The sequence below is a fragment of the Rhizobium esperanzae genome (assembly GCF_002204185.1).
Taxonomy (GTDB): domain Bacteria; phylum Pseudomonadota; class Alphaproteobacteria; order Rhizobiales; family Rhizobiaceae; genus Rhizobium; species Rhizobium esperanzae.
In genome coordinates this window covers 121,457-142,105 of record NZ_MXPU01000018.1, presented here as the reverse complement: position 1 = coordinate 142,105, position 20,649 = coordinate 121,457, and the positions used below count along the sequence as shown (strand labels likewise).

Annotated in this window: 22 protein-coding genes and 2 pseudogenes; 18 read left to right on the top strand and 6 right to left on the bottom strand. The window is 57.6% G+C overall.

The window, feature by feature from the left end:
- Both B5E41_RS24035 and B5E41_RS24030 read left to right on the top strand, forming a co-directional pair.
- The coding region (locus B5E41_RS24035) for a methyl-accepting chemotaxis protein (protein WP_088396352.1) at positions 1–1,520 on the top strand (1,520 nt) is incomplete at its 5' end.
- A 127-nt stretch (positions 1,521–1,647) separates the two neighbouring features.
- Positions 1,648–2,310 (top strand): LytS/YhcK type 5TM receptor domain-containing protein, encoded by a 663-nt coding sequence (locus B5E41_RS24030; RefSeq protein ID WP_245303145.1) that lies wholly within the window; start codon positions 1,648–1,650, stop codon positions 2,308–2,310.
- Here B5E41_RS24030 and B5E41_RS24025 read toward each other — a convergent pair.
- Positions 2,267–3,178 (bottom strand): ATP-binding protein, encoded by a 912-nt coding sequence (locus B5E41_RS24025; protein ID WP_245303144.1) that lies wholly within the window; start codon positions 3,176–3,178, stop codon positions 2,267–2,269. The genes B5E41_RS24030 and B5E41_RS24025 overlap by 44 nt on opposite strands.
- Before the next feature lie 831 nt (positions 3,179–4,009).
- Here B5E41_RS24025 and B5E41_RS24010 point away from each other — a divergent pair.
- The gene (locus B5E41_RS24010; protein WP_088396350.1) at positions 4,010–4,783 is read left to right on the top strand and encodes a Crp/Fnr family transcriptional regulator; all 774 of its coding nucleotides are present in this window, start codon (positions 4,010–4,012) and stop codon (positions 4,781–4,783) included.
- Positions 4,784–5,086: 303 nt separating this feature from the next.
- Here the strand turns inward: B5E41_RS24010 and B5E41_RS32695 are convergent, their stop codons facing one another.
- Together B5E41_RS32695 and B5E41_RS23995 are read right to left on the bottom strand one after the other, a co-directional pair.
- Positions 5,087–5,506, bottom strand: a complete 420-nt coding sequence (locus B5E41_RS32695) for a response regulator (RefSeq protein WP_088396349.1) — start codon at positions 5,504–5,506, stop codon at positions 5,087–5,089.
- A gap of 1,173 nt (positions 5,507–6,679) precedes the next feature.
- Positions 6,680–6,895: a DUF982 domain-containing protein gene (locus B5E41_RS23995; RefSeq protein ID WP_425350138.1), complete on the bottom strand. Its 216-nt coding sequence runs from the start codon at positions 6,893–6,895 to the stop codon at positions 6,680–6,682.
- A gap of 672 nt (positions 6,896–7,567) precedes the next feature.
- Between B5E41_RS23995 and B5E41_RS23985 the strand changes: the two genes are divergently transcribed.
- From B5E41_RS23985 to B5E41_RS32395, 8 genes and pseudogenes are all read left to right on the top strand, one after another.
- Positions 7,568–7,903 carry a hypothetical protein gene (locus B5E41_RS23985; protein ID WP_245303143.1) on the top strand — a complete coding sequence of 112 codons (336 nt, stop codon included), beginning with the start codon at positions 7,568–7,570 and terminating at the stop codon, positions 7,901–7,903.
- A 1,007-nt stretch (positions 7,904–8,910) separates the two neighbouring features.
- Positions 8,911–9,108 (top strand): hypothetical protein, encoded by a 198-nt coding sequence (locus tag B5E41_RS23980; protein WP_088396345.1) that lies wholly within the window; start codon positions 8,911–8,913, stop codon positions 9,106–9,108.
- Between the two features lie 65 nt (positions 9,109–9,173).
- Entirely contained in the window at positions 9,174–9,476 is a 303-nt protein-coding gene (locus B5E41_RS23975; RefSeq protein ID WP_011428437.1) for a hypothetical protein, read from the top strand.
- A 164-nt stretch (positions 9,477–9,640) separates the two neighbouring features.
- Entirely contained in the window at positions 9,641–9,850 is a 210-nt protein-coding gene (locus B5E41_RS23970; protein WP_088396361.1) for a cold-shock protein, read from the top strand.
- Positions 9,851–10,022: 172 nt separating this feature from the next.
- The gene (locus B5E41_RS23965; protein WP_064813229.1) at positions 10,023–10,391 is read left to right on the top strand and encodes a DUF6481 family protein; all 369 of its coding nucleotides are present in this window, start codon (positions 10,023–10,025) and stop codon (positions 10,389–10,391) included.
- 65 nt (positions 10,392–10,456) lie between these two features.
- The gene (locus B5E41_RS23960) at positions 10,457–11,521 is read left to right on the top strand and encodes a fatty acid desaturase (RefSeq protein ID WP_088396344.1); all 1,065 of its coding nucleotides are present in this window, start codon (positions 10,457–10,459) and stop codon (positions 11,519–11,521) included.
- Between the two features lie 63 nt (positions 11,522–11,584).
- Positions 11,585–11,872, top strand: a complete 288-nt coding sequence (locus B5E41_RS23955) for a hypothetical protein (RefSeq protein WP_088396343.1) — start codon at positions 11,585–11,587, stop codon at positions 11,870–11,872.
- A gap of 30 nt (positions 11,873–11,902) precedes the next feature.
- Positions 11,903–12,228, top strand: a pseudogene (locus B5E41_RS32395) (GSU2403 family nucleotidyltransferase fold protein); the annotation flags it as partial.
- On the opposite strand, the pseudogene B5E41_RS23945 reads toward B5E41_RS32395, so the two are convergent.
- A pseudogene (locus tag B5E41_RS23945) lies at positions 12,229–12,462 on the bottom strand (type II toxin-antitoxin system HicB family antitoxin); the annotation flags it as partial.
- Positions 12,459–12,623 carry a type II toxin-antitoxin system HicA family toxin gene (locus B5E41_RS32390; protein WP_245303142.1) on the bottom strand — a complete coding sequence of 55 codons (165 nt, stop codon included), beginning with the start codon at positions 12,621–12,623 and terminating at the stop codon, positions 12,459–12,461. The gene B5E41_RS32390 and the pseudogene B5E41_RS23945, both read right to left, overlap by 4 nt.
- 473 nt (positions 12,624–13,096) lie before the next feature.
- Here B5E41_RS32390 and B5E41_RS23935 point away from each other — a divergent pair, with 473 nt between their 5' ends.
- The 7 genes from B5E41_RS23935 to B5E41_RS32800 all read left to right on the top strand — a co-directional run bounded on the left by B5E41_RS23935 (position 13,097) and on the right by B5E41_RS32800 (position 18,596).
- Positions 13,097–14,383 carry an SDR family oxidoreductase gene (locus B5E41_RS23935; protein WP_088396342.1) on the top strand — a complete coding sequence of 429 codons (1,287 nt, stop codon included), beginning with the start codon at positions 13,097–13,099 and terminating at the stop codon, positions 14,381–14,383.
- A complete protein-coding gene (locus tag B5E41_RS23930) occupies positions 14,380–14,847 on the top strand; it encodes a DUF2269 family protein (protein ID WP_088396341.1) in 468 nt (155 codons plus the stop codon). Before B5E41_RS23935 ends, B5E41_RS23930 begins: the two co-directional genes overlap by 4 nt.
- A gap of 395 nt (positions 14,848–15,242) precedes the next feature.
- Entirely contained in the window at positions 15,243–15,503 is a 261-nt protein-coding gene (locus tag B5E41_RS23925) for a DUF982 domain-containing protein (protein WP_088396340.1), read from the top strand.
- Positions 15,500–15,718, top strand: a complete 219-nt coding sequence (locus B5E41_RS23920; protein ID WP_088396339.1) for a hypothetical protein — start codon at positions 15,500–15,502, stop codon at positions 15,716–15,718. The genes B5E41_RS23925 and B5E41_RS23920 overlap by 4 nt, the downstream gene beginning before the upstream one ends.
- A gap of 327 nt (positions 15,719–16,045) precedes the next feature.
- Positions 16,046–16,954 (top strand): NAD(P)/FAD-dependent oxidoreductase, encoded by a 909-nt coding sequence (locus B5E41_RS23915; RefSeq protein WP_342588087.1) that lies wholly within the window; start codon positions 16,046–16,048, stop codon positions 16,952–16,954.
- Between the two features lie 193 nt (positions 16,955–17,147).
- The gene (locus B5E41_RS23910) at positions 17,148–17,699 is read left to right on the top strand and encodes a DUF1003 domain-containing protein (protein WP_088396338.1); all 552 of its coding nucleotides are present in this window, start codon (positions 17,148–17,150) and stop codon (positions 17,697–17,699) included.
- A gap of 621 nt (positions 17,700–18,320) precedes the next feature.
- A complete protein-coding gene (locus B5E41_RS32800) occupies positions 18,321–18,596 on the top strand; it encodes a DUF982 domain-containing protein (RefSeq protein WP_088396336.1) in 276 nt (91 codons plus the stop codon).
- A 203-nt stretch (positions 18,597–18,799) separates the two neighbouring features.
- Here B5E41_RS32800 and B5E41_RS23895 read toward each other — a convergent pair whose 3' ends face one another.
- A complete protein-coding gene (locus tag B5E41_RS23895; RefSeq protein WP_088396360.1) occupies positions 18,800–20,647 on the bottom strand; it encodes a glycoside hydrolase family 15 protein in 1,848 nt (615 codons plus the stop codon).
- Positions 20,648–20,649 lie beyond the last annotated feature (2 nt).

The following is a 20,649-nucleotide window of genomic DNA, read 5'->3' as shown; positions in this document are numbered from 1 at the left end:
TCGGCAAGGGCGGCAGGGAAATCTGGATCGAAGCCTCCTACAATCCCGTCTTCAGTGGCGGAAAGCCGTATAAGGTGGTGAAATTCGCGACCGATATCACCAGGCAGAAAATGCAAAGCGCCGAAGATGCCGGCAAGATAAGCGCGCTGTCGCGCGCCCAGGCGGTTATCGAATTCACGCCGAAAGGAGAGATTCTGACGGCGAACGAAAATTTCCTGTCGGCGCTCGGCTATCAGCTTGCCGAGATCCAGGGCCGCCACCATTCCATGTTCTGCGAAAGCGCCTACGTCAACAGTGACGATTATCGACGCTTCTGGGAGCGCCTGTCAGCTGGTGAATTCGTGGCTGATGAATTTCTGCGCCTCGGCAAGGGCGGCAAAAGGATCTATATCCAGGCCACCTACAATCCGATCCTCGACATGAACGGCAAGGTGTTCAAGGTCGTCAAATTCGCGACCGACGTTACCGCCCGCGTCAACAATGTCGATCAGCTGGCATCGTCCTTGATGGCGCTGTCCGGCGGCGATTTGACCCAGGAAGTCGCAACACCATTCATTCCGACACTGGAAAAGCTCCGCACCGATTTCAACGCTGCGGTCAGCAAGCTGCGCACAGCGATGCAGGTCGTGGCGCAAAACGCAACGGGCATCGCTGCCGGAGCCCAGCAGGTTCGCGCCGCTTCGGACGATTTGTCGAAGCGTACGGAACAGCAGGCGGCCTCCGTCGAGGAAACCGCAGCCGCCCTCGAAGAGATCACCACGACGGTCTCCGATTCCAGCAACCGTGCCCAGGAGGCCGGTCAACTGGTGCGAAGGACGCGCGAGAACGCCGAGCGTTCCGGGGAGGTGGTCCGCAGCGCCGTCGATGCGATGGGGAAGATCGAGACATCGTCCGCAGAGATCGGCAATATCATCGGCGTCATCGACGAAATCGCCTTCCAGACCAATCTCCTGGCACTGAACGCTGGCGTCGAGGCGGCGCGCGCGGGCGATGCCGGCAAGGGTTTTGCGGTGGTCGCGCAAGAGGTTCGCGAGCTTGCTCAGCGGTCGGCCAAAGCGGCAAAGGAGATCAAGGAGCTGATCGGGGCCTCCAACGAGCATGTGAAGAGCGGAGTGACGCTAGTCGGCGAAACCGGCAAGGCTCTCGAAGAGATCGTCGCCCAGGTTCAGCAGGTCAACAGCAATGTTCTTGCGATCGTCGAGAGTTCAAAGGAGCAGGCGACGGGGTTGAAGGAAATCAACACCGCGGTAAACACCATGGACCAGGGCACGCAGCAGAACGCCGCTATGGTCGAGGAATCGACGGCTGCCGCACATAGCCTCGCCAAGGAAGCCGACGCTCTTTTCCAGCTGCTGGGCCAGTTCAATATCGGCGGCCCAGCCTCACGCCAGCAGCGCCCCGCCGTGGCAACTGCCGCTTCCAGGCCGGTCGCATCGGCGCCGCGGGCAATGGCTGCAAAAGTGGGCGCAGCCTTCCATGGCAACGCGGCAGTCGCCGTTGGTGACTGGCAGGAATTTTGAACTGCGAGCTGCCGCAATTGGCTGGCTGGTGCGTGAAAAGCGCTGGGTTGTCGCAAACAATAGGAAATTCTCGTGCCCTGGCAAGTCTTGATCGGAAACGTGGCCGCGGTCTCGCTCGTTATATCCGATGCACCTGCACTACAAGCTCTACCGCCTCTCCAAGGTCCAATCGAAACTGGGCTTCGGCTTGATGATGGGCCTTGGCGCAGTCTTGTCGATGATGCTGTCCGTCGAGGTCGGCAGCGGCTACTATCTCGATCTCCGTTCAACCCTGCTGGCGGTCTCGCCTGTCTACGGCGGTCCGCTGGCGGTTCTCGTGACCGTAGCCCTCACGTCCGCGCCGAGGATTTCCATGGGTGGCGCCGGTGTCGAGCCGGCGTTGATCTCGATCGTGCTGGTGTCTGTGTCTGGACTGGCGGTCCATTTCCTGTTTGGCAGAGGCTCGGCGGATGGTAAAAAAGCTGTTGCCTGTGCCGTCACGGTGGCTGCCGTCTCCTTGACGATGAGCATTGTGCATGGAACCGGCAGCGCGCCCATGACGACGCTGGGCCTTGCCATGATAGGCGTGAAGTTCGTCGCGACTTTCGCTGCGGCATCCGTCATCACCTATTTCCAAGCGTTTACCCTCGAGCGGGATATTAAGGAATCGTCAGGCATCCCGCGACAGGCTTCAGTAGTCTCACGGCTCTTGAGCCAGATCATTGATGAGCTCGGCGAGGAACCGTTTTGCGGTTCCATAAATTGTCTTACGCCGCAAACGGTGATCTTAGGATTTCGCGAACTTCGCTGACAGCCGAGAGGAGTGTGCGCACCTTGACCCCGCCTTTCGCCGAATAATCCTCAGCACCTGCGCCAACGACGATCCTGTTTTCTATTTCGAGATCGTCGCAGGCCACAAAGAAGCCGCGCTCAGCTTGCGGAGCGCTGGCGCGCTTGACTTCGATCGCCACCTTTGGCTTGCCAGCCTGTTCAATGACAAGGTCGATCTCGGCACCATCGGCTGTCCTGTAATAGAAAGGAGCCACGTCGGGACCAACTGCGACGATAAGCGTCTCTAGTACAAAACCTTCCCAACTTGGTCCGACTACGGGGTGACCTAACAATTGATGAAGTGTACCGATTTCCGGGAGGGCATGAACGAGCCCGCTGTCGCGAACATAGATCTTCGGCGACTTCACAAGACGCTTGGCCAGATTGCCGCTCCATGGCTGGAGACGGCGAACCAGCATGAGATCAACAAGGAGATCGATATACCGGCCAATCATAGGCGCAGATACTCCCAAACCCTGGGCAAGCCGCGCGCTGTTAAGTGTATTTCCTTGTCCGGCCAGCGTTTCGGATACCTGTTGGATCAAGTCCAACGACGCCGATCCCAGTAACAGGAATTGCATTGACCGCTCGCCGCGAGCGCGCCGATCGTCAACGATCCCCCGCAGCTCTGCAAACAGCGCCGGCAATCGCTGTACCTCATCGAGCACCGTTAAATGCCCGACTTGAGCTTGGAGGAACGCTTCCGCATCGTCCAGTTTGCGTCGGTCACCTACGCGTTCCAGGTCCAGATAAATTGTGCCTTGTACCCGATCCGCAAGTTTGCGAGCGAGCGTGGTCTTGCCAACCTGACGCGCGCCGATCAGCGCGACTACGGGTGCGCGCGCCAAGGCTCGTTCAATACCGGTCTCGATGGAGGGTCGGGGTATTACCGTAAATCATAAATCAGAGTTTCGATATACGGTCAATCTTCTTTTGCCTAGATGGTGTATGGCATGCCATAGTACCCATATCGCGATTTCGCACGTCTTCATTCGCGAACTATTGCGGACGGCTTTTGAGCCCAATTATGGGCCTCATAGCGCTCCCGATCGCCGCCGGCGGTCGACAATAAAGTCATCAAATGCAAAAGCATCGGTTTTAAACACCCTGACGTTCTTATGTGTCGGAAGTGAGTGATGCAAAGTAGAATTTTGCCCGCTGAACTGCGGTTCGATTCCGTTCAAGGAGGTAAGTCTTTGTGCGATCGCCACGACAGGCTCGTAGCTTCAGATCGCGTCAAGCAATGCTGTTGACCGTTCGCGGCTCGGGCCGCGACCAATGCCATCGGACCATTGGTCCTAAGATTCTTCCGGCAGCCATTTTCTTTGCCAGTTCACCTATTAGCGAGCAACTATGTCGGCGCAACAGAGCTGGGTCGACAAAATAGCGGGTCGCTTGGGTTCGCGCGGCGCTTTGCACCAATTGCCATTCTGACAACCGCTTGATCCACGGCTGCAGCGCCTCGATTGAAGGAAGCTCAAGCTGTGCGGCAAGCTCGCGAGCCGTCAGTGCATCATGTTCTGCAAGCAGACCGAGAGCAATGCGCTCGCGTTGTGCACTATAGATCGATCAGTCGACAGGCTGGTGTAGTTCTGGTACAGTTCCTTATCGTTCGCTGATCTTTAGGGCGCGGACGGCAGGGAGATCACAGCTCTTGCCCCAAGTTAAGAGCTGCCTCTGTGCCCCAGTTCCCCCGTTTTGAAAATCAGTTACTCGCTCGCCTCCCTGCCGACGAGTTGTCCGCAGTCATCCCCCACCTTGAGCCAATCGAGCTTCCCCTCGCCTTCCTTATCGTTTCCGCGCGTCAGAAAATCGAGCACGTCTACTTCCTTGAAAGCGGCCTGGGCTCGATCGTTACCGTTTCCCGCAAGGGTCGAAAGGCGGAAGCGGGGATGTTTGGTCGCGAAGGATTTGCGCCCACGCCTCCCGCTGTCGGATTTGGTTTAAGCCTGAATGAGGTGGTCGTACAGTCTCCAGGAAAGGGCTACCGCATCGAGATTGGATCCTTCGGCAAGCTACGGCACGACTGCATTATCTTCGCGAGCTTGCTTAACCGCTGCTCGCATAACCTGTCTACGCAGGTTTCCTACACGGCACTGTCGAACGGAATTCACAAGGTTGACGTTCGGCTGGCCCGCTGGCTCCTGATGTGCAACGATCGCCTCGGCGGCCACGAGATTGTCATTACCCACGACTACATTGCGCTGATGCTTGCCGTCAGACGTCCAAGCGTCACCGATGCTCTTCACGTTCTTGAGGGCAAGGGCTTTATTAAGTCAGAGCGAAAACGCATTACGGTGCGCAACCGCCGCGCTATGGAAGAGTTCGCTTCGGATGCCTACGGCGGACCTGAAGAAGAATACCGGCTCCTTTTCGGCGCTCCGTTAGCCCACCACGCGTGGACGATTGTGGAACACCGAGCAGAATCGAGGCTCCCCATATCATCGCGCTAAGCAGACAGAAGCAGGCCTGGTTGATGCCAGGAAGATTTCAAGGCGGATACAACGCACAAAAGTTTTCATCAACAGCATCTCGTTTAAGCTTTCGTAAAACTGAAGGATACCGGCGTCGCGTTTAACCTTCTCGACGCCCGGTATTACCGACACCGAGTGGCTTCGACACGGGCGGAGGGATAGCCGCGGGCTAAGCGACGAAAACGATCAGCCTTCGTTACGAAGGTTAGTTTCGACGCGCGGATGAATGGTGAGGCGACGTCCTGGCTGGAAAAAAGATCATGATCTCGGCCGTTGCAAATGTCACGCCCGCCGGTGTCCTTTTTCGGTTCCATCGGAAAGTATCGGAGGTAGATGCCGGCTTTTCGAGCTGAGGCAGTCATTCACAGCCTTGACCAAGCGAGCAGGGTCTGAAGGTTTAGGCACCCAGGTTCCGTTTAGGAAAACCTGATGACTTTCCCTCTCCACGCCTCTTCGGGCACTGTGGACTACAAATGGAACACCCCGCTCTACGAGTATCTCAGCAACCTCAATGCACTCGCCATCTCGCAGGAAAATGTCAATGATCGCCGCATCGGGAGTATAATTTGCCAGCCATGCGAGCGCGGCAGCGCAGGATGCAAGACTAGTCGAAGTTCCTGCCTGAGCATCGTCAAGCGTTCTCTCGACATCCATCGCAATCAGCGCTTCGTCTTCCAGAAGCAGAATAGCCGGAGTACGCATTGGCGGCACCTGTTGTGCAGGAAGTTACCATGCTTATACACCTTATCCCAGGGTACGTCCTGATCCGTCAGGAAACGGACCATCATAGAAGGGGTCTGCAGGATTTAAGGTTAAGCGCGATTTTCCGCGCATCAACGTAGGCTGCATCGATAACCCGGGCCCATTCTGGGGTAGCGACATCCGGCTCTATCAGGCGGCGGAGGTCTTGGAGAAGTTGAACGGTGGCAGGTCTGCGGCGATATCGTTTTCACGTCGATTAAATAATGAAGCCACCACACACATGCCGTCCGGCCGCCGAATGAAGTCGGTACACTGGAAATCGCTCGGTGGAGCAATGCTGCCCGACAGGCATGCGGGCAATCACGCCTGCGATGGCGTGATTGCTGCAGCTCTTTGCAATGAGCCACTGGGCGGAATCTCAGCATCACCAAAGACTAAGATGGAATGGGCTTTCGAGCAGCGAGCCCTGATCGCCAATTCGGCATTCCTTGCTCAATTGCCTCGCGGGTCATCAATTCTTCTTGTCCGCAGGCGCGTCCGCAGCTCGCGTGGCGCCTCCTTCGTTTTCCCATGATGCCAAAGCCTCAGGATCGGCATGCAGCTTCTGCCGTCTCAAAAAGGGTTAGGCGGGCGCGGGAATCGCCGCCTTGATGCGCCTTATCACCATCACCCCTTCGCGATGGTCGCCAGTTCTGAAGCAACGAGATCTGTCGTGGCGCGAGTGAAGGTCCCTGACACCAATGCTCTTGTCATCGAACTCAGTGCTTTAGCGCTTTGTGAAGCTATGCCGCGGCTTCTTTGCTTAACGGCGTTCGTCAACTGCGCGAGCTTCCTCCTCCGGCGAGGTGGAGAGGGTAAAATCCTGGCGTAGCGAATGAGCACTCCAAAAATCGATCATTATGCTACCGCTGAGCAACCGACGCCGCGCGAGGCGTTCGGCGCCCATTGGGCCAGAAAGCGATGCATTGATTCTGATACTTGCGGACCGGCCTGGCGAAAGCGGCGAGATACCTCCGCACCGGTTTAACAATCTCTGTTTTCGACGCCGTCCAAGCCACGCAAAGGCGGGGGATTTGCGCTTACTATTGCGGCCCTCCGTGACCTGCCTCGGACGCCGCATCCAGGTTGTTCTGACCGAAGACGAGGAAATTGGGAGTCCTTTTAAGTAAAGAGCTAGGCGATCCGAACCACGACTCGCGCGTCAAAAGCTGCTGCAAGGAATGCGGACTGGGCTTCCCCTTCGGTTACTATGCCCTCTAGCGTGCCCGCACAGGCCTCCATTGCCATGAAGAAAGCGCTACCGCTCGTCACCGGCCAATTCTTAAAAAGCATGTCAAGGGCTTCATCTGCGGACGCAATAGTATGCCGCACCTGATTGCGTTCAACCACTAAGAGCAGCCACGCCGATGTCGACACACAGTCTCCGATTCCTCATTTGAGAAATAGTGGATCTCACAGTTTGCCGGAGTACGACATGAGGGAGAAACGTTCCTCACCCGTGCAATCCACGCCCCCAACCACCGCCTTGACGCGTTGTTCCATCTATCGCCTCATACACTGGGAGGACCGATAACTACGGTTGTCGGAGGTTACCGAACAGGCCCTCCCTGAATGGAGGCGCGTGTCCGCTCAAAGCTTGGCGGAGACTTCGACGAAATTGGCTCGCCAAAACACCTTTCCAGCTCCCTGGAAAGGTCGTCGGCGGAGGTCATCCCATATTGGAAACGTTGGATAAGCAATTTCGCTGCCGCGCTGTATCGCTCAGGATGGGCGACGCTTCTGGTTGAATTGTATCCAGCCGAATCCAAAACGCCTCGCAGCATTGCGAGGTCTCTGGAATTTAAGATATGCACGTGTTCGGAAGACATTTCCGGTCCTCCTTCAATTTGGGGCGAGGGCTCTGAGCCCTGATGCAGCAGCGCCCGTAACATTGGCTGCTGACGAAGTGACCATGCCTGAGCGCGGCTCCGGATGCAATGTGAAACACGCAATTTCAATTTTTATAAGATATCTATAACAAAACCGAAAATTGCGGTTGCGTTTCCTGCAGCCAGTGCCTATATGGCAGCCATCGGCATTGCTGATGAGCGCTGGAAAACATCTGTCGTTCGCAATTGCCGCAATCGCTTTCTGCTTTTGACCACGGATGTACTGGCACTGGTACGGCAGCGATGTGAGGAAGGTCGGCGCGGTCTCGCCCCGGCCTTTTTTGTTGGCCGGCCCGCTGGCCGAGAACTTCGTTTAAACACAATGGCGGCCCACGTTGCCACATCGAGTTTGCTAGTCGAGCTTCGTTTCGCGCCGATTGGCGTCAAGCAAACCTTTTCTCTCAAAATCGAACTTCGGTCTTCCGGGCGCCGTCCGGCAGCGATCACTCATGCGACGAAAAGGAATTGAAAATGAGCAAAACCAACGCGGCTGAGATCCGGCGCAGAACCGAACGCCAGGTTGCGAACACGAGCGGTGGCGGGCACTTGGGGGGAACAAACTTCGGGCAAGCTGCCGACGCCAAGACCGCAGGCGGAACAGGTGCCAAATCCCGTCCTAGTGGTGGACGCAGATAGACGTCTGATAGTAGCAACTCGGAAGGCTCGCTTTGAGAAGCTGAAAGCGAGCCCGCTTTCAAAGCAGACAACTGTAATTCCGGCGGTATCGCCTTCGCCGCGGCAAAGTCCTTAGCACCGCGCTTTTGTAGGCTGAATGCAGGGGGATGGTCATCATCAGGGCCAGCGCCCTGGGATATGATTGCCACATAAGTTGTCTCCAAAGGCCTGCATCTGCGATCTCCTGGTCCTAATTCAAAGATATAACGCTGATGGGCAGTAAAGAGGGAAGGACAGATACCGTGCGACGCTACCAGAGCCTTCGCTTTTTCTCGGGAGCTTTCTCAGGAAAAATAGGCGCGCCGGCCCACATCTCACGACCGACAGGTGACGAGCCATGAAGCTGTCCTCTGTTGCGGACCATGAGAAAGCTCCTGTGGACTTTCCGATTGCCTGGTGTGTGCTTGCTTTCGCCGTTGGCGTTCAGGAGCATTTTCTGGAAGTAGAGCAGGAAGCAGGCATGCGAGGACCGGGAGGTCGTCGCGTCCTCCTCTTGTCGGGGCTAGGGCGCGCTCTTGTCCCTCAGGCGGCAGCGCCCTGACCAGTTGCAGCCGACATCGCACCCTGGACTTCATTTCCGCCTTTGGCAAGCAAGCTTTTGCTATTCATGTGGTGCCTTGAATGAGGCTGATTAAAACGTTACATACAGGGCACGTTTTCAGCCTTTCGGCTACCTGATCCTCCCGGCTGCGTCGGTTGCTTGGCAAACCCTGATTTTGCGAACGTTGCGAACTCCGCCATACTGGCTGGAGCGGTTTGTTCCGGATGTATTCGTCCAGCAGCCACCCTGAGGATGCCATAATGACCAACACCACCCGCCATGCCGCCGAAAGCATGTTCAAGCGCTCCAAGCCAGAACAGGGATCGGATGCAGCAAAGCTGCAGGATTTCCTCAGCAGGCAAGTTCCCCGGAGGCGAGCGATGAAGCTTGCCGAGATGCAGCAGCGTCTCGAAAAACGGACCGCTGGAACAGTTGGACTGACTTCTTTTTTCCGTTGATACCGCAAGATGGGAGGGCAAAGATCGACGTCCTCGACGATCGCTCACGCCGCAAGGATTAGGTTATGACCGTTTTCGACTATAATGCCGGCGCGGGGCTTTACCCGTGCAAGACAATCAACAGAAGAGGCAGCCTCGGCTACAAGAGGTTCGATTCCGTCGCCGAAGCTCTTCGCTTTGCGATCGAGGACATGCCGGCTTCTCTCCTTCGTGGATCCGTGCTCGAAGTCGAGGAGGCGCGCTTCGATGGTTTGCAGATGCGCAAACTCTATGAAGCCGACGCTTATCCGCTGACGCGCCGACCTGAAACGCATCACGTGATTGCCCGCAAAAGTGGAAATTGCGAGAAGCTGAAAACAAAAGGTTGACAGGGAAGGATCTCCAGTCTATCCCTGCGGACATCGATACTTTGTTTGCCGATATTTGCTTGGCTGCGCTCTGCGCCTCTTGATCAACTCTCCCTTCAAAAGTCGAAACACCGCCGCGCGCCGCTCGGCGGGCAATTAAATGTATGCCGATGAAAGGGTTTATCATGACCACTGGCACAGTAAAATGGTTCAACGCCACCAAAGGCTTTGGCTTCATACAGCCTGACGACGGGAGTGCCGACGTCTTCGTTCACATCTCTGCCGTTGAACGCGCGGGTATGAGTTCAATCGCTGAAGGTCAGAAGCTCGGCTTTCAATTGGAGCATGACCGTAAGTCCGGCAAAATGTCTGCGGGGCAGCTCCAAGCGGCCTAAAAAGCTCCTATAGCCGCTGCGACCACAGACGTACTGGCGTGGCTGGCAAGGGCAGTTGAAGGCCAGGCAGATGTCTGGCCTTTTTCATTCAAGAAGACCGAACAGCGCCCGCCGCTCGTACCGAGACTTGAAGCGCAGCGGCATGCGCTATCCTGTTGGGCAAGGACACCGATTGAAACACCAAAGTGACAACAGCTTTTCAGAACGTCGTAAGTCCGCCGAAAGCGCCAGACGTCAGCTAATTGCAAAATTTGAGTCGGCTCCAAAGCCGACAGACCCTGTAATGCAAGAACGCTTGGCGGCGCGCGAAGCAGTTGCTTCGGCCAGGACCGCGCGTCGCGCCGAGCGCGATGCGATGAAGGCGGTGGAAAATGACCGCCTCCTTCGGGAAGCTGCCGCATTAGCCGAGGTTGCCGAGGCTCATCACAGAGCAGAGGCGGAGGCTCGCCAATTGGAAGCCAATAACCGAGTCACCGATGAAGCGGCACGCAAGGCCGAGCGCGACCGGCGCTATGCCGCACGTAAGGCTCGTCGCGCTTGAGGCCGGAACATCCGATCGTGGCTCCTGCAAATTTGCATCGTCGTCCAAAAGGAATCTGAAAACCTATGAGAAGCCAAGCCGGCCAGTTGCACGAGCCGTTTGAAGACTCCGCCGGTGCGTGGCTGAGGATCCTCGCGAAGTACCGGCAACCGCGCTTTTGGCGCAGCGCGTTCGAGTTGTCTGTGACAGCTGTCCCGTTCGCGCTGCTATGGGTCGGCGCGTATGCCTCTTTGCTGCAAGACTTTTGGCCCGGCTACATACTGATCCTGCCAGCCGCCGCCTTCTTGCTCCGGTTATTCATGATCCAGCACGATTGCGGGCACGGTTCATTCTTCGCCCGGCGAAAGCTCGATACGTGGACAGGAAGGGCACTCGGCGTTTTGACACTAACGCCTTACGATTATTGGCGGCAAACACATGCGGAACATCATGCATCTGCTGGCAATCTTGATAAACGTGGCATCGGCGACATCACGACCTTGACGCTCGAGGAATATCGCGCCCGTTCTCGAATCGGGCGACTCGCCTACCGACTTTACAGGCATCCGATCGTCATGTTGGGCATTGGACCCGCCTGGCTCTTTATCTTCAAGCAACGCCTGCCGATCGGGATGATGCAGGCGGGAGCCCTGCCTTGGGTTTCCACGATGGCCACGAATGTAGCGATCGCGATCGTAGGCGGCCTTGTAGTATGGGCGATTGGACCTATCCCCTTCCTGCTGGTTCATCTGCCCGTCGTTCTGCTGGCAGGGGCAGCCGGCGTCTGGCTATTTTATGTCCAACATCAGTTCGAGGAAACGCACTGGTCGAAGACCGGAGAATGGAAATTTCCGCAGGCCGCTCTTCACGGCGCGTCACATTATGATCTTCCGCTCGTGCTTAGATGGCTGACCGCTAATATCGGCATCCACCATATCCACCATCTTTCAAGCCGCATTCCGTATTACCGGCTTCCGGAAGTCCTGCGCAATCACCCGGAGTTGGTGGCCATTGGCCGCATCACCCTTTGGCAAAGCCTTGAATGTGTCCAGCTTGCTTTATGGGATGAACAGAGCGGCAGGCTCATCTCCTTCCCGGAGGCCGAGAACCCCGGCCTGTCGAAATCTGACCGCTTTATGCGGATCGTTTGAATAGCATGTTTAGGATCCAAGTTGAGCACGACCGCCAGAACAAGTCCCAATACGGCCGCTTTGATGGTCGCTTTGACGCCTCCCCAGATCAGGGGCCTGAAACTTGCAAGGGATGGGGACCTGTACCTTCAGCAGAGCAAGAAGTGGACGCATCTCGATGCGACGATTACCTTCGCCAAGGCCGATCGCTTTCAGGAGCGGCCGATCAAAATCAAGTTCGTGACAACGGCGACAGTAGGCGAATTGAGAACCAGCGGTCTTCTCAAGACCCTCGATCCCGGCGCCGACCCAGACATCTCGCCGCACGGCATCACGATGGCCGGAAAGATGTGGCTGCTGAAGCATAAATAGACCCAATCAGTTGCAGCGCCGGCGACAGGAGAACCCGTCAGGACAATGCTGCTCCACCGGAGCGGTGTCCCAGTCGTCGTCCCTGATCGTCCCGGTATGCAGTCCACAAACTAGTAGTCGCCAGCCGCCGACACACTGACGGGCAGGGGCTGGCGGAGCGCGAGGGGAACGTACGTCAAGCTGCGCTGCTCTTTGAAGTCCTGCAGCAGACAAGGCGATCTGCCGACTTGGCGTTCGTCCACAATGAAGCATAGAAGCGCGGGCTCGCGTGACAAGAAAGTATTCGAACCCGGGTGGGAATGCTGGCGGCAAAAGATGCCGTGCGGTTCAGCACGATCCTGATCGTGGGCAAAAAACCGATGGACTTCGGGAGCGACACGAACCATCATCTTCCCAGAAGAGGGGCGCTGAGGCCCTTTGCCGATTTTCCTGCAGGTCTCGAGGTAGTCATCGACTGCCTCATGGAAGGCTTTCTTGAGACCGTGAAAGCCGAATACATCGGAGATACCTGCAATCTTGCCGAAAAACACATCGTCCTCAGCGTCGAATCCGATGCAAGCGTGAGACCCGTTGTAGGTCATGGTGTTCATGGCGTTATTCGAATCTGCATCAGGAACTCGCGAGCATCGCGCACCTGATAACTCTTTGCTTCCTTGTCCGGATGAGGTCGATGGAAGCTCGCAATGATCCCGTCTTTTTCAAACTTAATGCGGGAACCGTTCCTCTCAATGACGTCGGCTCCGGCAGCCACAAGCAGATTCTCTGTAGGGGCCCATCAATGGTTCCCGAGACCGGGTCCTTGAATACGCCGCAAGGGTCTTTCTGCTTGCTGTTAACGCTAGCAAATATAAAGACGCTTGCTGGTTATGCAGGCAAAAACTCAACAGCGTCTTGAATTCATCCCAAAGATCGAATGCGGGGCGCGGGCCGGGCAACAATAATCACGGGTAGGCTCGGTTCTCGATGCCGACAATTAACGGGTCGCCGGCTCGAACAGGTTCAACTGCTCAGGCTTTGTCATTCCAGGCAAGCGCCGTTGTGAGACCGTCTTTCGTGCATCAGTCAAGCCGCCGGCATTGAGCAGACGCGATCTAGGAACTCAAGCACTCGGAATTGCTTGCTTGACGCATTTCAAATGTTATCCAGGCATTGGCACGAGGAAGGGCGCTGGAACGAAATCCGGCACGCACAGGTTCGGGGCTTCTGAGTGCGAAGGTCGTCCGTATGAAAATCCTTGTTACCGGCGCAACAGGACTTGTTGGCAGTGCCGTTTGCGCCCGGCTAGTGGCATGCGGACATGATATCATCTGTGTGGTGCGTCCTGGAAAACGGCCGGTTGAAGACACCGGCAGTTGGGTCGAAGTCGATGTGGCCAAAGCAGTGGCGCCGTCTGCCTGGCTGCATCATCTCGGGGGAATGGACGCCGTCGTCAATTGCGCCGGGGCACTGCAGGACGGAGTGACCCACAACATGGCGGGCGTCCACGCGCAGGGACCGGAAGCGCTGTTTCGTGCATGCGAGCAATCCGGTGTACGTCGAGTTATCCATTTCTCGGCAATTGGAGTGGATCGGCAGCAGCCATCGACGTTCTCGCGGACGAAATTTTCCGGCGATATTGCTTTGATGGAGACGGATCTCGACTGGGTAATACTGCGTCCCGCCGTGATCCTTGGTGATGCGGCCTTCGGCTCTAGTGCATTGTTTCGCGGACTTGCGGCGCTGCCGTTTCTGCCAGTGATGCCGTCGACCGGGAAACTTCAGGTGGTGCAGCTCGAAGACGTCGCCGAAACCGTCATTCGGCTGCTCGACAAAACAGCCCCGTCGAAAATCTCGTTCGAAATCGTCGGCCCGCAGGCGCTCGAGTTTGAAGAGATTGTGGCGCAATACCGCAGATGGCTTGGCTGGCGTCCGGCCAAGCGTTATCTGCTGCCCCGCCCGCTCGCCAGCCTTCTCTATCGGTTGGGCGATATTGCGGGATTGCTGGGCTGGCGGCCGCCGGTTCGAAGCACGGCCGCACGGGAGATCGTCCGCGGCGCCGTCGGTGATCCCAGCGAATGGATAGCCGCCACCGGTATCCGGCCATCGTCGTTGGACGAAGCTCTGGCGCGTCGGCCTGTTTCGGTGCAGGAGCGTTGGTTTGCCAAGCTTTACTTCCTGAAGCCGGTCACGTTTGTGCTGCTGCCCCTCTTCTGGATATCGACGGGAATAATCTCGCTAACATCGGGTTTCGAGCAGGGTGTCGAACTGATGATGGGGGGCGGGGCAGTCAGTTTGGCCGCACCAACTGTTATTGCCGGGGCACTTACGGACATCGCGATTGGATGCGCTATCGCCATACGCCGCACTGCGCGATGGGGCCTTTACACAGCTGTCCTGCTGTCACTCTTCTATGCGGCGGCCGCCACCGCGATATTGCCGGAGTTATGGAATGAGCCGCTCGGCCCGTTGACAAAGATATGGCCGATCCTCGTGTTGCACCTGGTTGCTCTCGCAATCTTGGAGGAGCGATGACCTATTTCGTGCTGAAATTCCTGCATATCATCGGCGCCACCGTTCTCCTCGGCACCGGCGCGGGCATCGCCTTTTTCATGTTGGTCGCGCATCGCACCGGCAATGCAAAGACTGTGGCCGCGGTCGCGCGGATCGTGGTCTTTGCGGATTTCGTCTTCACCACAACCGCCGTGATCGCTCAGCCGGTCACCGGCATAGCGCTCGCCTGGTATGTCGGTTATTCCCTTTGGGAGCGCTGGGTCGTTTGGTCGATCGTTCTTTATCTCATCACGGGTGCTTTTTGGCTGCCGGTCGTTTGGATGCAGATGGAGATGCGCAAGATTGCGAAAGAAGCAGCTGCAAATGGTGAGCCGCTGCCGGCGCGATACCATCGGCTGTTCTGGACCTGGTTTTGTTTTGGCTTTCCGGCCTTTGCTTCAGTGCTGGGAATTCTCTGGCTGATGATCACGCGCCCGGTTGCATAGTCAGGGTGCGCATTTGTTGAAGCTCACCAATGCAATCGCGGTGAGATGCACCTTAAGTCCAGCCGTTTATGCGGGTTTGACTCCCTTTTTCGATTTTGCACCCTCCGCACGCCTCGGCCCGCCTGTCCGACCGGGAGATGTAGACCGGCCCCGCTTACTCGGCGTCAGCCAGCTCCACCGCCGCTGCACGAACTTTGCGTCATCGCGGGCGCCGTCGAAATATGCTCAGATTGCAAACTCCAACGAATCCTTCAGTATCGACGCTCGTGTAAGATCATTAACGATCGCGTCCTTCTCCCTATGTTCTCGCTGTCCGATAACGGACCAACCATTATGGCTTGGGAACTCGGACAGCTGAAGGCGGTTGTCGGGGAAAACTGGCAATGAGGTCTGCAATGGAAAAGGTTATCAACATCGACTTCCATGTCATTTGGAAGCCACCGGTATACGTCCGGATCGGCCACGGCATGCGTGAGCGCATTGAGGGTCCGGACGCGGCGCTTGCGGCGCTTCTCCATCGCTGGCCGTCGACCAATTCTCGTGAGTTCGGCGTCGCCAAGCGCAGATGCGTCGATGCCATCGCTCGTCGTGGAAGTGCCGAGGGAGCCCGCAGGGCGTTCATGGAGGCGGCGCTCGCCGCAAGGGTATTCGCATGACCGTGCTTTCAATCGACGCACCGCACTGGGCGATACTTTTGGGGACGTTGACGCTTACATGCTGGATTGCTGCCGGCCTGGCGGCCGTTCTCGGGACCGCTGAGGAGATCAGGCACGGCAAGGCCGGGGGAATTGCCGGCTATATGACAACGGGCCTCGCTGGGGCCGGCGTTGGCTCCGCACTAACGATGATCGCCATCTTGATATCCGCGTGACGGGCAAAGGACGCCGGACGCCCTCCGATTCCGCGGAGCGGTCTGCCTCGTCGATGCGGGCGATGTCAGTTATTCCAACATCGCCTAAGCGGCTGCGGACCAAGCCTTGCCTATTTATGACTGAAGCTCCATGCGTTGAGTTCCGGGGATGGCATCGATCTTGAAGCAAGATGGCCTGCTCCGGCATCGGCGCCAGCTTTATCGAGGGAAACCGTTGAGGAACCGACTTAACCGCCCGCGAGCAGCTATTGGGCGTGCCCAGGGAAATCAGAATGCTACCCGGTAAGTGGCGCCTTACGACATCTTAAGCGGCGACGGTCTGGAGACATGATGCGCGACTGCATTATCATAGGAGGTGGACCTGCTGGCTTGACTGCGGCCATTTATCTTGCGCGCTACCACCTCTCAACAACCGTATTCGATGACCATAGCAGTCGTGCCGCCACCATTCCGATTTCCCATAACCTCGCAGGGTTCCCGGAGGGCATCAGCGGAAGGGAGCTTCTCGCCAGGATGCGCACACAGCTTCAAAGGTACAAAGTTCAGATCCTGGCTGAGGGCGTTAGCCAGCTTCGGAAGGAGCAGGTCGGCTTTCGAGTTCTCTCCAGCAGCGGCAGCATGCGGGCCCGAACAGTCCTTCTCGCCACCGGTGTCACCGACCGCAAGCCACCGATGTTGGCCGAACGTCATGACGAGGCTGTTGCAGGCGGCCTTATCCGCTACTGCCCTGTCTGTGACGGGTTCGAGGTGACCGACAAGCGTGTGGCTGTTATCGGTTGCGGATCGAGAGCGTTTGCGGAGGCGCTGTTCCTGCGGAGTTATACGACACACGTGACAATCATCACACCGCAAGAGGAACACGAGCTCTCGGAGATTGAGGTCGATCGGCTGCGGGACTTGCAGATCGGCCTCCAGAAAGGTCCGGTAAAATCCATCGACCCCGGGCGCGATGCAATCAGAGTCGCGACAGCTTCCGGTATCGGCGAGTTTTCGTCTATATACCCGGCGCTTGGATCGGACGCTCGGTCGAAACTGGCAGCCGTTGCCGGTGCAGAATTGTCGGAGAACGGCTGCGTAATCGTCGACAGTCACCAAAGGTCAACCCTACCTGGGCTGTATGCAGCTGGAGATGTGGTCATTGGCTTGGATCAGATCGGGACCGCGATGGGGCAGGCGGGCATAGCGGCCACCGCGATCCGGAATGATTTGAATGAGGCTAGACCTCTAGCGCGCTAAGGGATGTCGTCGCTGAGCCCCACCCCCGCATTTCCGGAAAAGCTTGCGGACCGGGTGAGCCTGAGCCTTGCTCTACGTATTGCTCAGTGCGCAGCAACCTTGCTCTAGGGGCCGAGTTAATCGAATCGGACTGCACGAGGCGCCTTTTCGGGAAAAGTCGCTGCCAACAGTTTCCACATCTCAGGATTAGGCAATGAATGACGACCATCCGGACCTCACAAGCCCAACAACACCGGCCGCGGCAGGACTAACACCCGCCTTAACCCGCAACATAGAAGCTATCATGCAGCGCCGCCGGCAGAGCCAGAACGCAGCATCTGCTCAGGAGCGTGCCGCTGCTGCGGTCAGCAAGTTTGCTGGTTCAATGATGTTCGTCTACATTCACATCGTTTTTTATGGCGTCTGGATCATCGCAAATGTGGGTTGGATCCCACAGGTGCAACTCTGGGACCCCTCTCTGGTTATCCTCGCGATGGAGGCGTCGGTCGAGGCGATCTTTCTCTCGACGTTTGTCCTGATCAACCAGAACCGAATGGCTGCACAGGACAATGTCCGCGCCGACCTCGACCTCCAGATCAGCTTATTAAACGAACATGAAACGACACGCCTGATTGCGATGGTCGAAGCCATTGCAAAGAAACTTGAAGTTCCGACCGAGGCGGACCATGAGGTCGAAGAGCTAAAGAAAGACATTGCGCCGGAAGCAGTGCTGGATCGCATCCAGGCGGAAGGGGAAGACAAGTAGAAGTTTTCGTGTTGGCTGCGAAGTGGGACTCCCGGGCTGATGTCAGCGGGATCCGGCACATAGCCGCGCGATCCGTAACATGCCGCCTTCCACCTTGTTGCCCTCCGGTGAAACCACAACGATCGGACCAAGCCCGGAATCCGGGAAGTAGACATGCTCGATAGCGCCACCCGCGGCGGCGATCATAAAGTCCTTTGGAAGTAGTGACCGATGCCACTCCGTAGAATTCGGCCCCTTGAGGACGGCCATACCATCGCGCCAATTAAAGCGTACGGTACTCTAGTCGGCGGATTTTAGCAGGGCGAGGCCGATTGGGAGATGACGTGCTCCTGCCTTGGGTCGGGCCGCAGTGATGTCTCTAAACCTCTTAAATCTTCCGGAACTCTCCGAGCGGCAGATAGAGATGCTCGCGAAGGTAATAGCCGACTGGTGTGGCGCGAACTCCATCGACGCTAGCGAGAATTGCGCGGAAGCCGCATACGCTGCCGCCATTGATCTTCTAAGTGCAGACCCGGACCTGTCAGCAGACCAGTTGCGACAGGCGCTGGACCTCAGGATGGCTGAAAACAAGCCTGGGGAACCTTCGTCGTAGACGCAAGTTGGGGCGAAGCGGGCGCTCCGTTGGGCGGGTTCCACGCCGGCGATGGAGCTCGTGTCTTGTGGAAGAGTGTCGTTATTCTACATCTGCGAAAGTCGATCACCGTAAGATCGGCAAAACAGGCGTTCGATCTCCTATCGGCCCGTTGGCCAGTCTCGGACGGAAAGGCTTACATCGCGGCTCTTGAAGCTTGTGAAGGCGTCGATGACGGGCTTGTTTCAGACGAAAGCGCTCAGGAGTTGTTCTTATTGGCGTTGAAGGAAGCTGAAATCCCCTACTCGGCCGAAAACGAACGCTAGGACACCTAGTGGACTGAAAATGGAGGCCTGCAGCCCAGGAGGTTTAGAGACAGTGCTGCGCATAGAAAGACCGAGGCAGAGCACGCTTGGAATTCATCCGAGCGTGTGATCCACGTCCGTTCAGGCGCTGGTAACCTCTTCTATTCACAACAAGCCGCTTTTCAAGCTAAGCTCGCAACGGGGCTCCGAGAGTATCCGCGCCGCTACAACGCGTCCGATGAGACCTTGTGCGGCTTGCAGGGGGCGGTCTTTTCCGCACGCTGCCTCGCCGGTCCCCCCGCGCTAACAAGATTATGCGCGGTGTTGATCAGGCCAATGTGCGAGAAGGCTTGAGGGAAATTGCCGAGCAGGCGCCGGCCGATGGTGTCGAACTCCTCCGCGAGCAAACCTAGTTCGTTGCGAAGGCTCAGCAAGTGGCCAAACAACTGGTACGCATCCTGTCGCCGCCCCGTAAGCACATACGCATCAGCCAGCCAGAAGCTGCACGCCAGGAATGCTCCTTCTCCGCCACCGACCCCGTCGTCGGTATCGTTTGTCGAATAGCGCATGACCAGTCCGCCATGCATGAGCTCCCGCTCTACCGCCGCGATGGTGCCAACGACGCGAGGGTCGTCGGCAGGCAGAAAACCGACCTGCGGCATCAGCAGCAGGCTCGCGTCGAGGGTGTTGCCACCGTAGTATTGGACGAAGCTGTTCTTCTTCTCGTCGAAGCCTTTGGTGCAGATTTCATCATGAATTTGTTGTCGCACCTCACGCCACTTCGCCACCGGGCCTTCAAGACCGTACCGGTCGGTGCAGATGACAGCTCGGTCGAATGCCACCCAGGCCATCATGCGAGAGTGCGTGAACGCCCGCGCCGGCCCGCGCACTTCCCAGATGCCGCGATCCGGCGTCTGCCAAGCGGCCACCAGGTGAGCGAGCAGCACCTTTTGCAGCCGCCAAGCCTCCTCCTGCGGCTGCAGCTCCGCCTGACGCGCGGCGTTGAGCGTGTCGATCAGTTCGCCATAAACGTCGATCTGCATCTGGCCGGCGGCATCGTTGCCGATCCTGACCGGGACGCTTCGTTCATAGCCTTTCAGCCACGGAACCTCGAACTCGGGCAGCCATCGCTCACCCGCGATCCCGTACATGATCTGGAGTTGGTCCGGAGCGCCCGCCACTGCGCGCAGCAACCATTGCCGCCAATCGTCCGCCTCCTGGCGATATCCCGAATTCAGAAGCGCATAGAGCGTCAGTGCCGAGTCGCGCAGCCAGCAATAGCGATAGTCCCAGTTGCGCGGCCCCCCTATCTTTTCTGGAAGCGAGGTCGTGGGGGCCGCGACGATCCCACCTGTCGGCGCGTAAATCAGCATCTTGAGCGTGATTAACGAGCGAACTACCGGCGCGCGCCAGGCATCGGGCATATCTTCAAAGCTCCCGTGCTTTACCCATTCGCGCCACCATGTCGTCGCTCGATCGAGTTCCTCTGAACGGTCGCGGACAAAATGCGGCTGCTCGTTGGAGGGATGGTACGACATCGTCATCGGCACGCTGTCGCCGGCTGCCACCGAGAAACGTGCGAACGTCTTCATGTTGCGCCCTTTGAGCTCCAGGGCGGTGTGGAGTTCGACGGCGTTGGGCCCGGCGATCGCGCTCAGTCCATAATCCTTGCGCCGCACCCAAGGCACCGCTTGGCCGTTTTCGAACCTCAGCACGAGCTCCATATCCATTTCGACGGTGCCTGAAACGCCCGTCACGATGCGGATCAGATCCACGTGGCGATCGCCTTCATTGATCGGCATGAAATCGACGAGCGTAACGACGCCGGTCGCCGTCTCGAACAGGGTTTCCAGGATTGCAGTGTCGGGAAGGTAGCGCCGCCTGGTTCTGACAACCTTGTCGACCGGTGCGATCTTCCAGCGGCCGTTGTCCGGAGTTCCGAGCAGCGCCGCAAAGCAGGCGGGTGAATCGAACCGCGGCAGGCACAGCCAATCGATCGATCCATTCTTGCCCACGAGCGCTGCGGACAGCATATTGCCGATCAGTCCGTAATCCTCGATCCGCAACGCCATCA